We start from the raw sequence: 14533 nt of genomic DNA on the forward strand, positions 1-14533 counted from the left end.
TGGCTCCCCGGCCCGCGAGCGGGAGGAGGTCCGACCCGTGTCCCTCGTGCGCCACGCCGTCCCGGCCCCGCTGCGCCCGTTCGTCGCGGCGGCGCACGGCTACCGCTCCCCCGCCATGCCGGCGGGGCTGCACCGGGGGTTGCCCTCGCGCCACCTCACGCTGGTCGTGGAGCTGGCCGCACCGCTGCGGGTCAGCGGCACCGGGACCGCGGTGGCCGCCCACGCCGTGGTCGGCGGTCTGCACACCCGGGCGGCGCTCATCGACGCCACCCGCCCCCAGGACGGCCTGCAGTACGCCCTCTCCCCGCTGGCGGCGAGCGCCCTCCTCGGGCTGCCCGCCGCCGAGCTCGCCGAGCGGTCGGTCGACCTGGCCGACGTGATCGGCCCGGCGGCGGACCGGCTCGTCGACGACCTGGCGGCGGCCGGCGGCTGGACGGAGCGCTTCGCCCGGCTCGACGCGGCCCTGCTCGGCCGGCTCTCCGGCGGGGTCGCCCCCGTACCGCCGGAGGTGCGGGAGGCCTGGCGGCTGGTGCACCGCAGCGCCGGCCGCTGCCGGGTCGAGGACCTCGCCGCGCACGTCGGCTGGAGCCGGCGGCACCTGGGCGAGCGGTTCCGGCTCGCCACCGGGCTCACGCCCAAGCAGGCGGCGCGGATCGCCCGCTTCGAGGCCACCCGGCGGCTGCTGGCCGACCCGGGCCGCCCGTCGCTGGCCGAGGTCGCCGCCCGGTGCGGCTACGCCGACCAGCCGCACCTGGCCCGGGAGTGGCGGGCGCTGGCCGGGTGCAGCGTCAGCACGTGGCTGCGCGAGGAGCTCCCGTTCGTCCAAGACACCGGCGCCCCGGTCGCGGGAGGCTCCGGGTCATGACTCCTCCGACGACCACCGCCCCCGCGCCCACCGTGTGGCCGAGCGTCGGCTTCACCGACGTCGACGCCGGCATCCGCCTCCTCACCGAGGGGCTCGGCTTCACCGTCACCGCCTGCTACCGCGACGACGACGGCACCGTCGCGCACGCCGAGGCCCGCTGGCCGGACGGCGGCGGCGTCATGTTCGGCAGCCGCGGCAAGCCCGGCGACTGGGGCGCCCTCGGCCCGCAGGGGGTCTACGTCGTCGCGGCCGAGCCGGCCACCGTCGACGTCGCCTGGGAGCGCGTCCGCGGCCTGCCCGGGGTCGAGGTGCTGCAGGAGCTGCACGACACCGACTACGGCTCCCACGAGTTCGGCGTCCGCGACGCCGACGGCAACCTCTGGACGGTCGGCACCTACCGCGGCGCCTGACCGGGCAACGGGGACGCCCGGGACACCAGCCAGCCCAGCGCCACCTGCCACAGGACGAAACAGGCGAGCGCACCGAGCCACCCGGCGGGCGTGATCCCGACGAGCACCGGGCGCGGGACCACGGCCACCGAGCACAGCGCCGCGACGCCGGCCAGCCACACGGCCAGCGCCGCCCAGCGGTAGCGGGGCGCGCGGCTGGGGCGGACGGCGATGCCCAGGGCCGACAGGTCCTCGGGCGGGTGCCGGCGCAGCATGCGCCGCCGGGACCGGTAGACGAGCACCCCGGGGTACCGCTCGGCCAGCACCCGCTCGCACCGGCGCCGGCGGCGCGCGGAGAGGCGGACGCGGCGGGGCAGGCTGACGGCCTGGACGCGGGCCGCGGCGGCGCGGAACCCGGTGTCGCCCAGCACGATCCGGCCGCGGGCCGCGACCACCGCCGTCACGTCCCCCCAGCCGGTCCCCAGGCCGGTGTGGCTGGGGTGGTACCAGCCGTAGAGGCCGCAGGTGCAGCCGCGCGCCGGCGGCCGGTGCTCGTCGTCCACCGTGCACTGGGCGTGCTCGACCGGCCAGCTCCACGGACCGGCGGCGACGTGCACCGGCGGGCGCAGCCCGTCCTCGGCCAGGCGGAACCTCCGGTAGCCGCGCAGCTCCCCCGGGACCAGCGCCGGCGGGTCCGCGGCGGGGTCGGCCGGGAGGGTCACGCCGGTGCGGGGGCGGGTGCGGCCGGGACCGGTTCGGGCGCCGGGCTCGGTGCGGCCGGCGCCGGCTCGGCCAGCGGCTCGCACTCGATCTCCCGGCGTTCGGGGCCGATGTCGCCGGCCACGCAGGGCCGGGCGGCCGGGACGGTCCGGGGTGTCAGCGGTGCGGTCGGCGTGTCCATCGACGGCTCCTCGCCCGTGCGGGTCGGCCTTCCCGATGGTCCCAGTCAAGCACCGGAGGCGCGGCCGTGGGGCACCCCGCGGCGGCCGGACGTCGCGCCGTCCGGCGGCTCCTCCTCCCCCGCTCGGCTGGCGTCCCGAGGGAAGCCGAGCGCCACCCGGAGGTCGACCATGCCACTGCAGTCGTCGCCGGGTGGCCGGTCGGGGGCCGCGCGGCTCGGGCTGGGGCTCGCCGCCGTCGGCCGGCCCGGCTACATCACGCTGGGCCGGGACGCCGACCTGCCCGCCCACCGGTCGCCCGCGGCGCTGGAGGAGCGGGCACACGCACTGCTCGACGCCGCCACGTCCGCCGGGATCCGGTACGTCGACGCCGCCCGGTCCTACGGCAGGGCCGAGCACTTCGTGGCGTCGTGGCTGCGCGGTTCCGCCGCCCGGCCGTTCGTGGCGAGCAAGTGGGGCTACCGCTACACCGCCGGGTGGCGGACCGACACCGATCACCACGAGGTGGAGGACCACAGCCGGCAGGCGTTCGAGCGCCAGTGGGCGGAGACCCGGGAGCTGCTCGGCCCCTGGCTGCGGCTCTACCAGGTCCACTCGCTCACGGCCGACAGCCCGCTGTGGGCTGACCGGGCGCTGCTCGCCGCGCTGGCCGAGGTGCGGGCCGGCGGCCTGGAGCTCGGCTTCTCGACCTCAGGACCGGAGCAGGCCGACGCCGTCCGCCGGGGTCTGGGGCTGACCGTGGACGGTCAGCCCCTGTTCACCAGCGTCCAGACGACGTGGAACCTCCTCGAGCGGTCGGCCGGCGAGGCCCTGGCCGAGGCGCACGCCGCCGGAGCGCGGGTCGTCGTCAAGGAGGCGCTGGCGAACGGGCGCCTCACCGCTCCGGGGTCGCCCGAGACCACCGGGCTGGAACCGGTCGCCCACGAGGAGCGGGTCGGCGTGGCCACCGTGGCCCTCGCCGCGGCGCTGGCGCAACCGTGGGCCGACGTCGTGCTGAGCGGGGCGGTGACCGTGTCCCAGCTCGCCTCGAACGTGCGGGCGACCGAGCTGGCCCTGGGACCGGACGTCGCCGACCTCGTCGTCCCCGAGTCCGCGGCCGAGTACTGGGGCCGGCGCAGCCGGCTGCCCTGGCACTGACCCCGCCGGTCAGGACGGCGTGCGTGCGGGGGGTCGGGTCTGCTCGCGCGGCGTCGGGGTGCCCCGGACCTTCCGCCAGAGCCAGCTCGACGGCACCCGGCGGCCGCTGACCACGTACGCGCGGACCGCGTCGACGATCAGGGTGCGCTCCAGCGCCCGCCGGGCGGCCGGCCAGCCGGCCAGCAGGAGCTCGTCCCCGGCGGCCAGCACGACGTCGGGTCCCGGTGCCAGCGTGGCGCCGTTCCTGCGGAGCAGGAGCAGCGGCACGGCGTGGAGGCACTCGTCGCGGTCCTCCGGGTTGCGCAGCAGGTCGCCGAGCCGGGCCTCCCCCGAGGCCAGCCACGGTGTCAGGGCCGGGGCCTCCCGATCGGTGAGCCGCACCTTCCACAGCGCCTGCAGGTGTTCCCCGCACAGGGCGGTGAGCCGGTCGACCAGCTCCGCGGCCCACTCGTCCCCGAGCGCCGGCATCTCCCGCAGGAAGCGCCACAGCAGCGGGGTCGACAGCTGCGCGTAGACCTCGTGCGCGATCTCCTCGGTCGGGACGAGGAGCGCGTCGAGCTCCATCGCGGCGAACAGCGGCGCGCTCGACGGCACGTTCTGACGGGCGGCGAGGAACAGGGTCGGGTTGATCCGGCGGGCGGTCTCCACCAGCGAGAGGTTGGTGATGTCGTTGTCGGTCCCGGCCACGAAGCCCACGGCCTCCTCGAGCCCCACCGCCGCCAGCACGCCGGCCTCGTAGCCGCCGGCCACGACGACGTCGTCCACGTCGTCGTGCGGGCTCGGGTCGATGACGGTCACGTCGATGCCCTCGGCGCGCAGGTCCTCGGTGAGCTCGCGGCCGAGCCGGCCGTAGCCGCACACGACCCAGCGGCCGCCGCGCGGTGGCGAGGCCCGGTGGGGCAGCGGGGCGCCGGGCCCGCTCTCGAGCCAGGTGAGCAGCTGGTAGGACGCCGGTGCCCGCAGCGCGAGCTGCACGTGGTCGCCGAACAGGTCGAACGGGTTGACCACGCTCGGCGAGCCGAAGACCCGCATCCGCTCGGCCATGACGTCGGTCGTCGCCCGGGCGATGACCGGGATGTCGGGACGCAGCAGCGCGGTGGTCATGACGACGGCGAGGTTGGCCTCGTCGTCGTCGGTGAGCGCGACGACGGCCTCGCAGCACGGGTGGTCCAGGCCCGCGACGCCGAGGTGCCCGGGGTCTCGGGCGTCGGCGGCGAGCCCGGGGACGTCGCCGTGGTAGGACTCGAGCTCCAGACCGTCGATCCGCTCGGGGTTCCGGTCCAGGACGACGACCCGGCGGCCCAGGGCGTCCATCGAGTGCCCGAGCAGCTCGCCGGCGCGCCCGTAGCCCGCGATCAGGACGAACGGCTCGGACAGCCGGGCCACCTTGCGGGTGAACTGCTGCAGCGCCAGCGCGGAGCGGAACGCCCGGTCCTGCAGCAGGCCGAGCAGCGAGCCGATCGCGTAGGCCCAGCCGACCACCGTGAGGTAGATCGAGATGGTCAGCCACATGCGCTGGTTGTAGGTGAACGGGTAGGGGATCTCGCCGAAGCCGATCGTCGTCGCCGTGTAGCTCATGACGTAGATGGCGTCGAAGAAGCCCATGTCCCACGGCCGGCCCTCGGCGTCCTGGCCGGGGATCACCGTCAGGCCCACCACGCTGATCGAGAAGATCCCGATCAGCACGATCAGCGGCGCCCGCATCCGGCGCAGGACCAGGAAGACCGTCTCGGAGGCCCGGTTGGCCGACGCGGCGGCCGCCAGCAGCCGGGCGCGGCGGGCCCGCCGCTCCTCCTCCTCGCGCCGGTTGCGGCGCGCCCAGAACGTCAGCAGGGGATTGCCCACGGCGGCCTCCGGCTCACCCGCGGTGGAAGGAGACGGTCTCGATCACGAGCAGGACGACGGAGACGAGGTTGGCCAGCAGCGCGCCCCCGGACAGGGACACGACGCTCGCCGTCCAGCCCTCGGTCATGCCGGCCGACGAGACGTACTCGGCGTAGCCGTACATGAGGGCCGCCCCGACCAGCTGCAGGACCGCGACGATGCTGGTCGCCAGGTGCACGGCCCCGATCTGGGTGCGGTCGCCGAACTTCAGCACCAGGGCGATGAGGTTGACCACGACCGCGGCGAAGAGCTCGTAGGGGTTGTGCAGGTCGGGGTCGCGCATGTCGCCGAGGAAGAAGCCGAAGTTCAGCGTGGCGGCGAGCAGGACGAAGAACCCGAAGACCACCTTCTCCAGGTTCACCCGGACCCCCTCCGACACCGACGCGACGAGGAGTGAGCATCCCCGTCCCGGACCTCCCGCGCTACCGACGGCGCAGCAGCGGCAGCACCACGGCGTCGACGAGCTCGGTGACGACGGCGGCGTCCAACGTGCGGCCGGTGACCAGCCAGCGCAGCGCCAGCACCGCCGGGCCGACCTCGGCGGCGACCGAGCGGCCCGCGCCGGGAGGGATCTCGCCGCGCTCCACCGCGCGGCCGACGACGGTCTCCCAGGCCCCGTCCCAGTTGGCCAGCGGGAGGCGGCGGCAGCCCTCCTGCAGCACCGGGTCGTCGATGACGGCGCCGAGCAGGCTGCGGATCGCCCGCCCCGAGGGACCGCCGAAGAGCTCGACGACCTCGGTCAGGACGGCGATCAGGTCCTCCCGCAGGCGGCCGGTGTCGGGGACCTCCAGCACCGGGGCGCCCACGACGTCCATGACGCTGAGCAGCAGCTCGGCCTTGCTCGACCAGCGCCGGTAGATCGTCGCCTTGCCGACCCCCGCGGCCATGGCGACGGCGTCCATCGTCAGCCCCGCGTAGCCCGTGCGGCCGAGGACCTCGACCACGGCCGAGGCGATGGCCGCGTCACGGGCGGCGTCCAGCCGGCGCCCCCCGGTCCGGTGCGGCTCGAGTGGACGGGCTGGACGGTTTCGTAACACTGTGTCACCGAGCGAACGTAACCCGTGGTGCGGTACGGCGCAGGACGGAGCTCCCGCCTCCCTCGGAGGGACTGTGCGCAGTGGAACCTGCACGTTCCGCGCACGTCGGCCTACGGTCGCCGGACACCGCGCACGCCGGGAGCACCCGGGCGAGGAGGACGATGGAACGACGCTTCGACTGGGCCTCGCCGAGCTCCCGGCGGGTCCTGTCCGCCGCCCTCGACGCCCTCAGCGAGGTCGGCTACGACGGGCTCACGGTGGCCGACGTCCGGGTCCGCGCCGGTCCCGCCGGAGCGCTGCTGGAGGAGGCCGACCTCGTTGAGGTGGTGGCCACCGCCCTGGAGCAGGTGCGGGTCTTCCCGCCGCCGGAGCCGACCGGGGACCTGCGCGCGGACCTGGTCGCGCTGCTGCGGCCGTGGCTGGCCCGCCGGCGCCGCGACGAGCTGGCGGTCTCCGCCGTGCTCAGCGCCGCCGAGTGGGACCCGCGGATCAAGCGCGCCGTCGTCCGGGCCTTCGACCGTCCCCTGGCCCAGGCGGTGGGGACGCTGCTGGCCGGCGCCGTGGCCGACGGGCGGGTCGCCGCGACGCGGGTGCACACGCTCAACTGGATCCTCCGCGGGCTGGCGCTGGACCGGCTGCGCGCGGCCAACCCGCGGTGCCCGGTCGACCTCGACGAGCTGGTCGACCACCTGGTCGCAGGCCTGGCTCCCGAGGGCCGCACCGCCTGAGTGAGCGACGCGGCGGGGCCGGTCGCGGTCCCCCGCGGCCGGCCCCGTGCGTCCCCCTCGACCCGGGCCGCCGTCCCCCACGGCGTCCCCCGGTCGTCGTGCCACCGGTCGCGCCGTTCCCCAAGGCGTCCCCGGCCCGGCCGGTGCACCGTTCCCCCCGGTGCCCCGGTCGTCCCCCGTTCCGGCCGGCACCGCCGTCCCCCACGGCGGTGCCGGTCGTCCTGCCCGGCGGCGTCGTCCCCCACGACGCCGCCGGTCGAACCGGCCGGCGGCTCCGTCCCCCCGTGCGATGGAGACGCCGGCTGCCTGTCAGGCCCCGCAGGGCCGGCTCACCGCGACTCGCCGGCGCGCTGCGCGGCGCTGACGACGAAGTCCAGTTCGCTGGTGGCGCCCTCGACCAGGTCGGCGGTCGTCGTCGCCGGCAGGCCGGCGGTCAGCAGCAGGTGGTCGGTGCCGCCCGGCGCCAGGGACGCCGCGTTCGGCAGCACGACGTCGGCGACGATCGGCCCGGCGTAGTGGCGCGTGGTCGTCCCACCGCAGACCCAGTCGCCGTCCACGGGCGCCCACGCCTCGGAGCAGGAGTCCACCGCCAGCTGCAGGCCGTTGACCCGGTCGGTGTCGAGCACGCTGGAGTCCGTGGCCACCGAGCCCAGCCGCAGCTCCGACAGCGCCGCCGTCCCGTCGTTGACCAGGTCGATCGGCGAGCTCTCCCCGTCGCCGGCCAGGAACACGCCCTGGTCGAACAGCGACAGCGTGGCGGTGTGCGCGGCCTCGGTGAGCGCGATGGACAGCACCCCGGTGTCGGTCCGGCTGATCACCGGCGTGGTGCTGTCGGTGAACGTGCCGTAGGTGCCGAGCCCGGCGACGCCGGCGGCGGCCCCGAGGACGACGACCGACGCGGCGATCCGCGCCCGCGTGCGGCGGGGCTGTCCTGCGGCAGTGGCGGTCACGGTCTCTCCTCGGTGCCGGTCGTCGTGGTGACGGTCGTCGTGGTGACAGGGAGGACTCTGCTGACCGAACCGCAGGCTCCCCGCCCGGGAACCGCAAGGAACCCGCAAGATCGCGGCGCCGGAAGTGACGCGACCCGCGCGCGGTTGTGCGGCGCGTGGACAGGGACGTCGAGGTCGTCGTCATCGGCGCGGGGCAGGCCGGGCTGAGCGCGGCGCACCACCTGGCGCGGCAGGGGTTCGCGCCCGGTCGCGGCTTCGTCGTCCTGGACGGCGAGGCCTCCGCCGGTGGCGCCTGGCAGCACCGGTGGCCGTCGCTGACCCTGGCCCGCACCCACCACGTGCACGACCTGCCCGGCCTGCCGTTCCCGCCGGCGGGGGACGACGTCCCCGCGGCCGCGGCGGTCCCCGCCTACTTCGCCGACTACGAGCGGCACTTCGCGCTGCCGGTGCACCGGCCGGTCCGGGTGCTCGCCGTCCGCCGCACCCCCGACGACCGGTTCCGCGTCGAGACGACCGACGGCGACCGGACCGCGGACGCCGTCGTCAACGCCACCGGCACCTGGACCCGCCCGTTCGTGCCGCGCTACCCGGGACAGGAGCTCTTCCGCGGCCGCCAGCTCACCCCGGTCGACTACCGGGGCGCCGCGGAGTTCGCCGGGCAGTCGGTGGTCGTGGTGGGCGGCGGGGCCTCGGCGGTGCAGCTGCTCGGGGAGATCGCCGAGGTCGCCGACACCACCTGGGTGACCCGGCGCCCGCCGGTCTGGCGCGAGGAGCCGTTCGGGCCGCACGAGGGCCGGGCGGCGGTCGCGCTGGTCGAGGACGCCGTCCGCGCGGGCCGGTCCCCGGGCAGCGTCGTCGGCGTCACCGGGCTGGTCGTCACGCCGTGGGTGCGGGCGGCGCGGGAGCGCGGCGTCCTCGACCGGCTGCCGGTGTTCGACCGCCTCACCCCGGACGGCGTGGCGTGGGACGACGGCCGGTTCGTCCGCGCCGACGCCGTCCTGTGGGCCACCGGCTTCCGGGCGGCGCTGGGGCACCTGGCGCCGCTGGGCCTGCGCGGACCGGGCGGCGGCATCCGGATGGCGGGCACGCACGTGGCCGGTGAGCCGAGGGTGCACCTGGTCGGCTACGGCCCCTCGGCGAGCACGGTCGGCGCCAACCGGGCCGGGCGCGAGGCCGCGGTTGCGCTGCGCCGGCTGCTGCACCCCGGGGCCGCCCTGCCGCGGACGGCGTAGCGGCCCCATCCGGCCCGCCGACTTCACGCGATCTCGTACGGATCCGCGGCTCGCAGCGTGCGAGGTCGCGCGATCTCGACGTGGTGGGGGGAGCTCGGGGACCGTTCAGGGTCGGTCCAGGGCGTTCCCGGATACCCGCGGGCGCCGGCGGCCGACAGCCTCGACGCCATGACCTCCCCGACCTCTCGCGGCCCGGTGACCCCGTGATCGCCGCGCACCGCCTCACCAAGACCTACGGCGACCGCACCGCGGTCGACGGCATCGACTTCACCGTCGAGCCCGGCCGGGTGACCGGCTTCCTCGGCCCCAACGGCGCCGGCAAGTCGACGACGATGCGGATGGTGCTCGGGCTGGACCGGCCCACGTCCGGCAGCGTCACCGTCAACGGCCGCCGCTACGCCGACTACCCCGCGCCGCTGCGCGAGGTCGGCGCGCTGCTGGAGGCCCGCGCCCTGCACCCGGGCCGCTCGGCGCGCGACCACCTGCGCTGGATGGCGGCCAGCAACGGCATCCCGCGCACCCGCGTCGACGAGGTGCTCGACCTGGTCGGCCTGACGTCGGTGGCCGGGCAGCGGGTCGGCCGGTTCTCCCTCGGCATGGGCCAGCGGCTGGGCATCGCGGCCGCGCTGCTGGGCGACCCGCCGGTCGTCGTCCTCGACGAGCCGGTCAACGGCCTGGACCCCGAGGGCATCCGCTGGGTGCGCACCCTGGCCCGCGACCTGGCCGCCGAGGGCCGCACGGTGTTCGTCTCCAGCCACCTGATGAGCGAGATGGCACTGACCGCCGACCACCTGGTGGTCATCGGCCGCGGGCGGGTGCTCGCCGACTGCGCCACGGCGGAGTTCGTCGCGCGGCACGCCGCCTCCCACGTGCGGGTCCGAAGCCCGCAGCACGACCAGGTCGCCACCCTGCTGCGCCGCGAGGGGCTGGACGTCGCCGCGCACGGCGGGGAGCTGCGGGTGCACGGTCTCGACGCCGCCGCGGTCGGGGAGCTGGTCGGCCGGTCCGGCCTGCTGCTGCACGAGCTGACCCTGGTGCGCTCCTCCCTCGAGGACGCCTTCATGACCCTGACCGCCGACAGCGTCGAGTACGCCGCGACCCCCGCAGGAGCCTCCCGATGAGCACCGTGGGCACGCACGCCTGGACCCGCATCGAGACCCCGGCGCCGCCCGGGCCCACCGCGACGCTGCGCGCCGAGTGGGTGAAGTTCTGGACCGTCCGCTCCACCCCCTGGTCGCTCGGGGCGATGTTCGTCCTGGGCGCCGGCCTCACCACCCTGGTGTGCGCGCTCAGCGCCGAGGCCCTGGCCCGGGGGGACGTCGGCGAGCCGGTCGGCGCCTTCGTCACCTGGGGCATCGTGTTCGCCCAGGTCACCGCGGTCGTCCTGGGTGCCCTGGTGGTCACCAGCGAGTACGGGACCGGGATGATCCGCGCGACGCTCGCGGCCACCCCGCGGCGCGGCGCGGTGCTCGCGGCCAAGGCCGCCGTCCTCGCCGGGACGCTGTTCGTCGCGGGCACGCTGACCGCGCTGGCCGGCTACCTCGGCGGCAACTGGTTCCTCGACCGTGAGGGCATCGGCCTCGCCCTCACCGACGACGGCGTGCTGCGGTCGATCCTCGGCAGCGGGCTGTACATGGCCGGGCTCGGGCTGTTCGCCGCCGCCGTCGGCCTGCTCGTGCAGCACACCGCGGCGGCGCTGGCGATCGTGCTGGGCCTGGTCTTCGTCGTCGGCAACCTGGTGATGGTGCTGCCGGGCGCGTGGGGCGAGTGGGCGACCAAGCTGATGCCGGGCAACGCCGGGTCGGCCGTCGCGACGCCGGAGTCGTTCAACCCGCTGCTGCTCGACCCCTGGGTGGGCTTCGCGGTGTTCGTCGCCGAGGTCGCCGCCGTCCTCGCGGTCGCCGCCGTGGTGTTCACCCGCCGCGACGCGTGAGGCGGGTGCTCTGCCGGCGTTCTCCGCGCCCTGCGGGTGCGATCGCACCCGCAGGGCGCCGAACCCGCCCGCAGCGCGGTCCGGAGCGGAGATGGCACTGTGACCCCCGTGACCGATCCCCACGCCGCTGGTCGCCGGACCGCCGACGAGCTGGTCCGCCGGCTCTCCGCCGACGACGCCGCCGGGGCCGATGAGCTCCTCGCCGGCATCCCCGAGATCCGCGACCTCGTGTTCGTCGGCGCCGGCCTCACCGCGCTCGCCCGCGCCGAGGGACGCCGGCTCCCACCGGCCCAGCGCGCGCAGGCCAGCACCCGGCAGCTGAACCTGGGACAGCTGCGCGACGCCCACCGCGGCGACCCGGAGGGGTTGCGCACGTGGCTGCGCCGGTCCGGCGAGGAGGTCCTCTTCCTCCGGGAGCTGCGCGAGGCCGCCGCGCGCGCCGCCGGCTGAGGATCAGCCGATCGGCTCCACCCAGGGGGCCCGCCAGGCGGGCGGCTCGACCGGCTGCGCGTAGTACCGGGTGTCGCGGACGATCCGGCCGTCGTCGTCGAACTCCAGCACGAGCGCGACGTGCCAGACGTCGTCGCCGTAGTCGTTGACGCCCTCGAGGACCCACACCCGCCCGGCGCCGACCACACGCCGCACGGTGAGCCGCGGCGGGCTGGGGAACGCCTCCTGCATCGCCCGCATCGCCTCGCGTCCGCGGATGCGCTCACCCGACTGCGGCATCTCCATCACGTAGTCCGGGTGCCGGACCCGGTACTCCTCCTCGGCCGACAACCCGGTCCCCGACGTGAGGCCGAGCACCCGGTCGAGGCCCGCGCGCATGGCGACCGGGTCGTCGTCGGCCACCGCGCGGCGGAAGAGGTCGAGGACCTCGGGATCGCTCATCGCTGACGTCTACACCCGGTCCGCCGGGGTGGGCAGGGGCCTGCGCCCCCGGTCAGGCCGGACGGACCGCCACCCGCGCCAGCGGCAGGGTGAGCAGCAGCACCCCGGCCACCAGGACGTAGGTCCACGGCAGGCCGACGCCGGCCGCGACGAGCCCGAGCACCAGCGCGCCGGCGGCCGTGCCGGCGTCGAACGAGGCGTTCCACATCGCGCTCGCGGCGGTGGTCCCGCCCTCGCCGGCGCGGGCGAAGGCGGTCACCAGCGTCAGGTTCTGCACCACCCCGTAGCCCGCGCCGAAGACCGCGGCACCTGCGAGCACCCACCCCGCCCCGGCGCCCAGGCCGAGCGCGACGGCCACCAGCCCGGCCGCCGAGCCGAGCAGGGCCAGCGGCAGCAGCAGCCGGGTGCCCGCCCGGTCGGCGAGCACCCCGGCCCGCCAGCGGCCGAGCGCCGCGGTGAGCCCGAAGACGAGCAGCGCCGCCGTCGCCAGGACGCCGTCGGGCCGCTCGATCGGCAGGAAGGTCACCAGCCCGCCGCCGGCGAGGGTCACCACCAGCAGCACCGCCGACGGCGCGAGCGCGGCGCGCGCCGCGGCACGGGAGGACGACGGCGCGCCCGACCGGGCCGGGCGCGCACTCCGGACGACGCCGCGGACCAACGGCACCGCGAGCACCGGCGAGGCGGCCAGCCAGGCCAGCCAGGCGACGTGCCCGTCGAGCACCAGGGCCACGCCGGCCGGGACGGCGACCAGGTTGGGCACCGCGATCGCCAGCCCGTAGACGCCGATCGCCTCGCCGCGCCGGTCCGCGGGGGCCACCGCCGCGGTCAGCGTCGCGCCCAGCACGGTGAGCACCGCGAACCCGGCGCCGCGGACTGCGGAGACCGCCGAGAGCCACAGCAGCCCGTCGTCGACCGCGTAGAGCGGCGAGGGCGCGCCCAGGGCCACCAGCCCCGCGGCGAGCACCGGCCCCGGGCCGAAGCGGGTCGTCAGCGCCGGCACGACCGACTGTCCGGCGACGGTGACGGCGAGGAAGACCGCGGTCACCACGCCCGCCGCCTCCGGGGCGGCGCCTCCGGCGGCGGCGTGGGCGGGCAGCGAGGCCAGCGTCAGGCTGAAGCTGGTGAAGCCGAGCACCGTCACGCCGACCAGCGCCCGCATCGTCGGCAGCCGCCACAGCGACGTCCGGCCCTCCGTCGTCCCCCGCCCCACACCGCTCCCCTCGACCGGCACCGTCGCCCGGCCGACCAGCATGACCCGCCGGGCGGGCCGGCACCGAGGCAGGTGTGCGGCGGCCGCGCGCCGGTGCACGATCCTGGGGTGTCCCCTCCCCAGCCCGCCCCGTCGACGGACCGTCCCCGGCCGGTGTTCGGCCGCCTCTACGCGCGGATCAGCGAGGGGATGGACGCCGAGGGCCTCGCCGCGCTGCGCACCGAGCTGCTCGCCCCGCTGTCCGGGTCGGTGGTGGAGATCGGCTGCGGCAACGGCCGCAACTTCCCGCGCTACCCGGCCGCGGTGACCCGGGTGACCGCGGTCGAGCCGGAGCCGTACCTCCGGGACCTGGCGACGCGGGCCGCGGCCGCGGCACCCGTGCCGGTCACCGTGGTCGCCGGCACGGCCGAGGCGCTGCCCGTGCCCGATGCCGGTGCCGACGCCGCGGTGCTGTGCCTGGTGCTGTGCTCGCTGCCCGACCGCCCCGCGGCGCTGGCCGAGATCACCCGGGTGCTCCGGCCCGGCGGGACCCTGGCCTTCCTCGAGCACGGCCTCGGCCCGACCCGCCGGCTGCGGGCGGTGCAGCGCCTCGCCGACGCGACGGTGTGGCCGCTGCTGGCCGGGGGCTGCCACACCGCCGTCGACCCGGTCGGCCTCGTCGAGCGGGCCGGCTTCGAGGTCACCGCGCTGCGCCGGCTGCGGTTCCCGGACTCCCGGCTGACCCTCCCGGCCACGCCGCACGTGCTGGGCCTCGCCCGCCGGCCCGGCTGACCGCGGGCGGGGTAGGCAGGGCGCGTGCCGCTGCTCACCGTCGGCCACGGGCCCGAGGACCGCACCCGCCTCGGCGCCCGGCTGACCGCGGCCGGGGTCGGGCTGGTCGTCGACGTCCGCCGGTTCCCGGGCAGCCGCAGCAACCCCGACGTCCGGCGGGAGGCGCTCGCCGACTGGCTGCCCGCGGCCGGCGTCGGCTACCGGTGGGACGCGCGGCTGGGCGGGCGCCGCCGGCTCCCGCCGGACGAGCCGGTGGCCGACGGCTGGTGGACCGTCGCCCAGTTCGCCGCCTACGCCGCCCACACCCGGACGCCGGAGTTCGCCGCGGCGCTCGACGAGCTGCTGGCCGAGGCGGCGACGGCGACCGTGGCGGTGATGTGCAGCGAGAGCGTGTGGTGGCGCTGCCACCGGCGGCTGGCCGCCGACGTCGCCGTCCTCGGCCGCGGGGTGCCGGTGCACCACCTCATGCCCGACGGCCGGCTCACCGGGCACCGCCCGTCCGAGGGCGCGGTGCTCGCGCGCGACGGCCTCGTGCACTGGCCGGCCCCGGGCTGACCGGCGCCCGGGACGCCGACGCGCGGCTGCCCCACCGGACCGGTGGGGCAGC

General features: G+C 77.0%; 18 protein-coding genes. 10 read left to right on the top strand and 8 right to left on the bottom strand.

Annotated features, from left to right (window positions below; all coding sequences use genetic code 11):
• Positions 1-37 precede the first annotated feature (37 nt).
• The gene (locus ACI78Z_RS10300) at positions 38-865 is read left to right on the top strand and encodes a helix-turn-helix domain-containing protein (protein WP_457036439.1); all 828 of its coding nucleotides are present in this window, start codon (positions 38-40) and stop codon (positions 863-865) included.
• A complete protein-coding gene (locus ACI78Z_RS10305; protein WP_457036440.1) occupies positions 862-1275 on the top strand; it encodes a VOC family protein in 414 nt (137 codons plus the stop codon). Before ACI78Z_RS10300 ends, ACI78Z_RS10305 begins: the two co-directional genes overlap by 4 nt.
• Here the strand turns inward: ACI78Z_RS10305 and ACI78Z_RS10310 are convergent.
• Positions 1260-1976 (bottom strand): hypothetical protein, encoded by a 717-nt coding sequence (locus ACI78Z_RS10310; protein ID WP_457036441.1) that lies wholly within the window; start codon positions 1974-1976, stop codon positions 1260-1262. The two genes, ACI78Z_RS10305 and ACI78Z_RS10310, sit on opposite strands and share 16 nt — an antisense overlap.
• A complete protein-coding gene (locus ACI78Z_RS10315; RefSeq protein WP_457036442.1) occupies positions 1973-2155 on the bottom strand; it encodes a hypothetical protein in 183 nt (60 codons plus the stop codon). The genes ACI78Z_RS10310 and ACI78Z_RS10315 overlap by 4 nt, the downstream gene beginning before the upstream one ends.
• 169 nt (positions 2156-2324) lie before the next feature.
• On the opposite strand from ACI78Z_RS10315, the gene ACI78Z_RS10320 reads away from it, so the two are divergent.
• Positions 2325-3290 carry an aldo/keto reductase gene (locus ACI78Z_RS10320; RefSeq protein WP_457036443.1) on the top strand — a complete coding sequence of 322 codons (966 nt, stop codon included), beginning with the start codon at positions 2325-2327 and terminating at the stop codon, positions 3288-3290.
• Between the two features lie 9 nt (positions 3291-3299).
• On the opposite strand, the gene ACI78Z_RS10325 is transcribed toward ACI78Z_RS10320, so the two are convergent.
• From ACI78Z_RS10325 to ACI78Z_RS10335, 3 genes are all read right to left on the bottom strand, one after another.
• The gene (locus ACI78Z_RS10325; protein WP_457036444.1) at positions 3300-5135 is read right to left on the bottom strand and encodes a potassium channel family protein; all 1836 of its coding nucleotides are present in this window, start codon (positions 5133-5135) and stop codon (positions 3300-3302) included.
• Between the two features lie 13 nt (positions 5136-5148).
• A complete protein-coding gene (locus tag ACI78Z_RS10330) occupies positions 5149-5535 on the bottom strand; it encodes a DUF6394 family protein (protein WP_457036445.1) in 387 nt (128 codons plus the stop codon).
• A 61-nt stretch (positions 5536-5596) separates the two neighbouring features.
• Positions 5597-6118: a TetR/AcrR family transcriptional regulator gene (locus tag ACI78Z_RS10335; RefSeq protein WP_457036446.1), complete on the bottom strand. Its 522-nt coding sequence runs from the start codon at positions 6116-6118 to the stop codon at positions 5597-5599.
• 254 nt (positions 6119-6372) lie between these two features.
• Between ACI78Z_RS10335 and ACI78Z_RS10340 the strand changes: the two genes are divergently transcribed.
• A complete protein-coding gene (locus ACI78Z_RS10340) occupies positions 6373-6939 on the top strand; it encodes a hypothetical protein (RefSeq protein WP_457036447.1) in 567 nt (188 codons plus the stop codon).
• Between the two features lie 329 nt (positions 6940-7268).
• Here ACI78Z_RS10340 and ACI78Z_RS10345 read toward each other — a convergent pair whose 3' ends face one another.
• The gene (locus tag ACI78Z_RS10345; protein ID WP_457036448.1) at positions 7269-7889 is read right to left on the bottom strand and encodes a hypothetical protein; all 621 of its coding nucleotides are present in this window, start codon (positions 7887-7889) and stop codon (positions 7269-7271) included.
• A gap of 155 nt (positions 7890-8044) precedes the next feature.
• Here ACI78Z_RS10345 and ACI78Z_RS10350 point away from each other — a divergent pair, with 155 nt between their 5' ends.
• From ACI78Z_RS10350 to ACI78Z_RS10365, 4 genes are all read left to right on the top strand, one after another.
• The gene (locus tag ACI78Z_RS10350) at positions 8045-9121 is read left to right on the top strand and encodes an NAD(P)-binding domain-containing protein (protein WP_457036449.1); all 1077 of its coding nucleotides are present in this window, start codon (positions 8045-8047) and stop codon (positions 9119-9121) included.
• A gap of 203 nt (positions 9122-9324) precedes the next feature.
• Positions 9325-10242: an ABC transporter ATP-binding protein gene (locus ACI78Z_RS10355; protein ID WP_457036450.1), complete on the top strand. Its 918-nt coding sequence runs from the start codon at positions 9325-9327 to the stop codon at positions 10240-10242.
• Positions 10239-11054, top strand: a complete 816-nt coding sequence (locus ACI78Z_RS10360; RefSeq protein WP_457036451.1) for an ABC transporter permease subunit — start codon at positions 10239-10241, stop codon at positions 11052-11054. The genes ACI78Z_RS10355 and ACI78Z_RS10360 overlap by 4 nt, the downstream gene beginning before the upstream one ends.
• A 108-nt stretch (positions 11055-11162) precedes the next feature.
• Positions 11163-11504 carry a hypothetical protein gene (locus ACI78Z_RS10365; RefSeq protein WP_457036452.1) on the top strand — a complete coding sequence of 114 codons (342 nt, stop codon included), beginning with the start codon at positions 11163-11165 and terminating at the stop codon, positions 11502-11504.
• Between the two features lie 3 nt (positions 11505-11507).
• Here ACI78Z_RS10365 and ACI78Z_RS10370 read toward each other — a convergent pair whose 3' ends face one another.
• Both ACI78Z_RS10370 and ACI78Z_RS10375 read right to left on the bottom strand, forming a co-directional pair.
• Positions 11508-11945, bottom strand: coding sequence for a hypothetical protein (locus ACI78Z_RS10370; protein ID WP_457036453.1), 438 nt, complete (start codon positions 11943-11945; stop codon positions 11508-11510).
• A gap of 52 nt (positions 11946-11997) precedes the next feature.
• Positions 11998-13254, bottom strand: coding sequence for an MFS transporter (locus tag ACI78Z_RS10375; protein WP_457036454.1), 1257 nt, complete (start codon positions 13252-13254; stop codon positions 11998-12000).
• A 9-nt stretch (positions 13255-13263) separates the two neighbouring features.
• On the opposite strand from ACI78Z_RS10375, the gene ACI78Z_RS10380 reads away from it, so the two are divergent.
• Together ACI78Z_RS10380 and ACI78Z_RS10385 are read left to right on the top strand one after the other, a co-directional pair.
• Positions 13264-13926: a class I SAM-dependent methyltransferase gene (locus ACI78Z_RS10380; protein ID WP_457036455.1), complete on the top strand. Its 663-nt coding sequence runs from the start codon at positions 13264-13266 to the stop codon at positions 13924-13926.
• Positions 13927-13950: 24 nt separating this feature from the next.
• Entirely contained in the window at positions 13951-14481 is a 531-nt protein-coding gene (locus ACI78Z_RS10385) for a DUF488 domain-containing protein (RefSeq protein ID WP_457036456.1), read from the top strand.
• The last annotated feature ends 52 nt before the right edge of the window (positions 14482-14533 follow it).

Source organism: Geodermatophilus sp. SYSU D01176, from assembly GCF_054050015.1.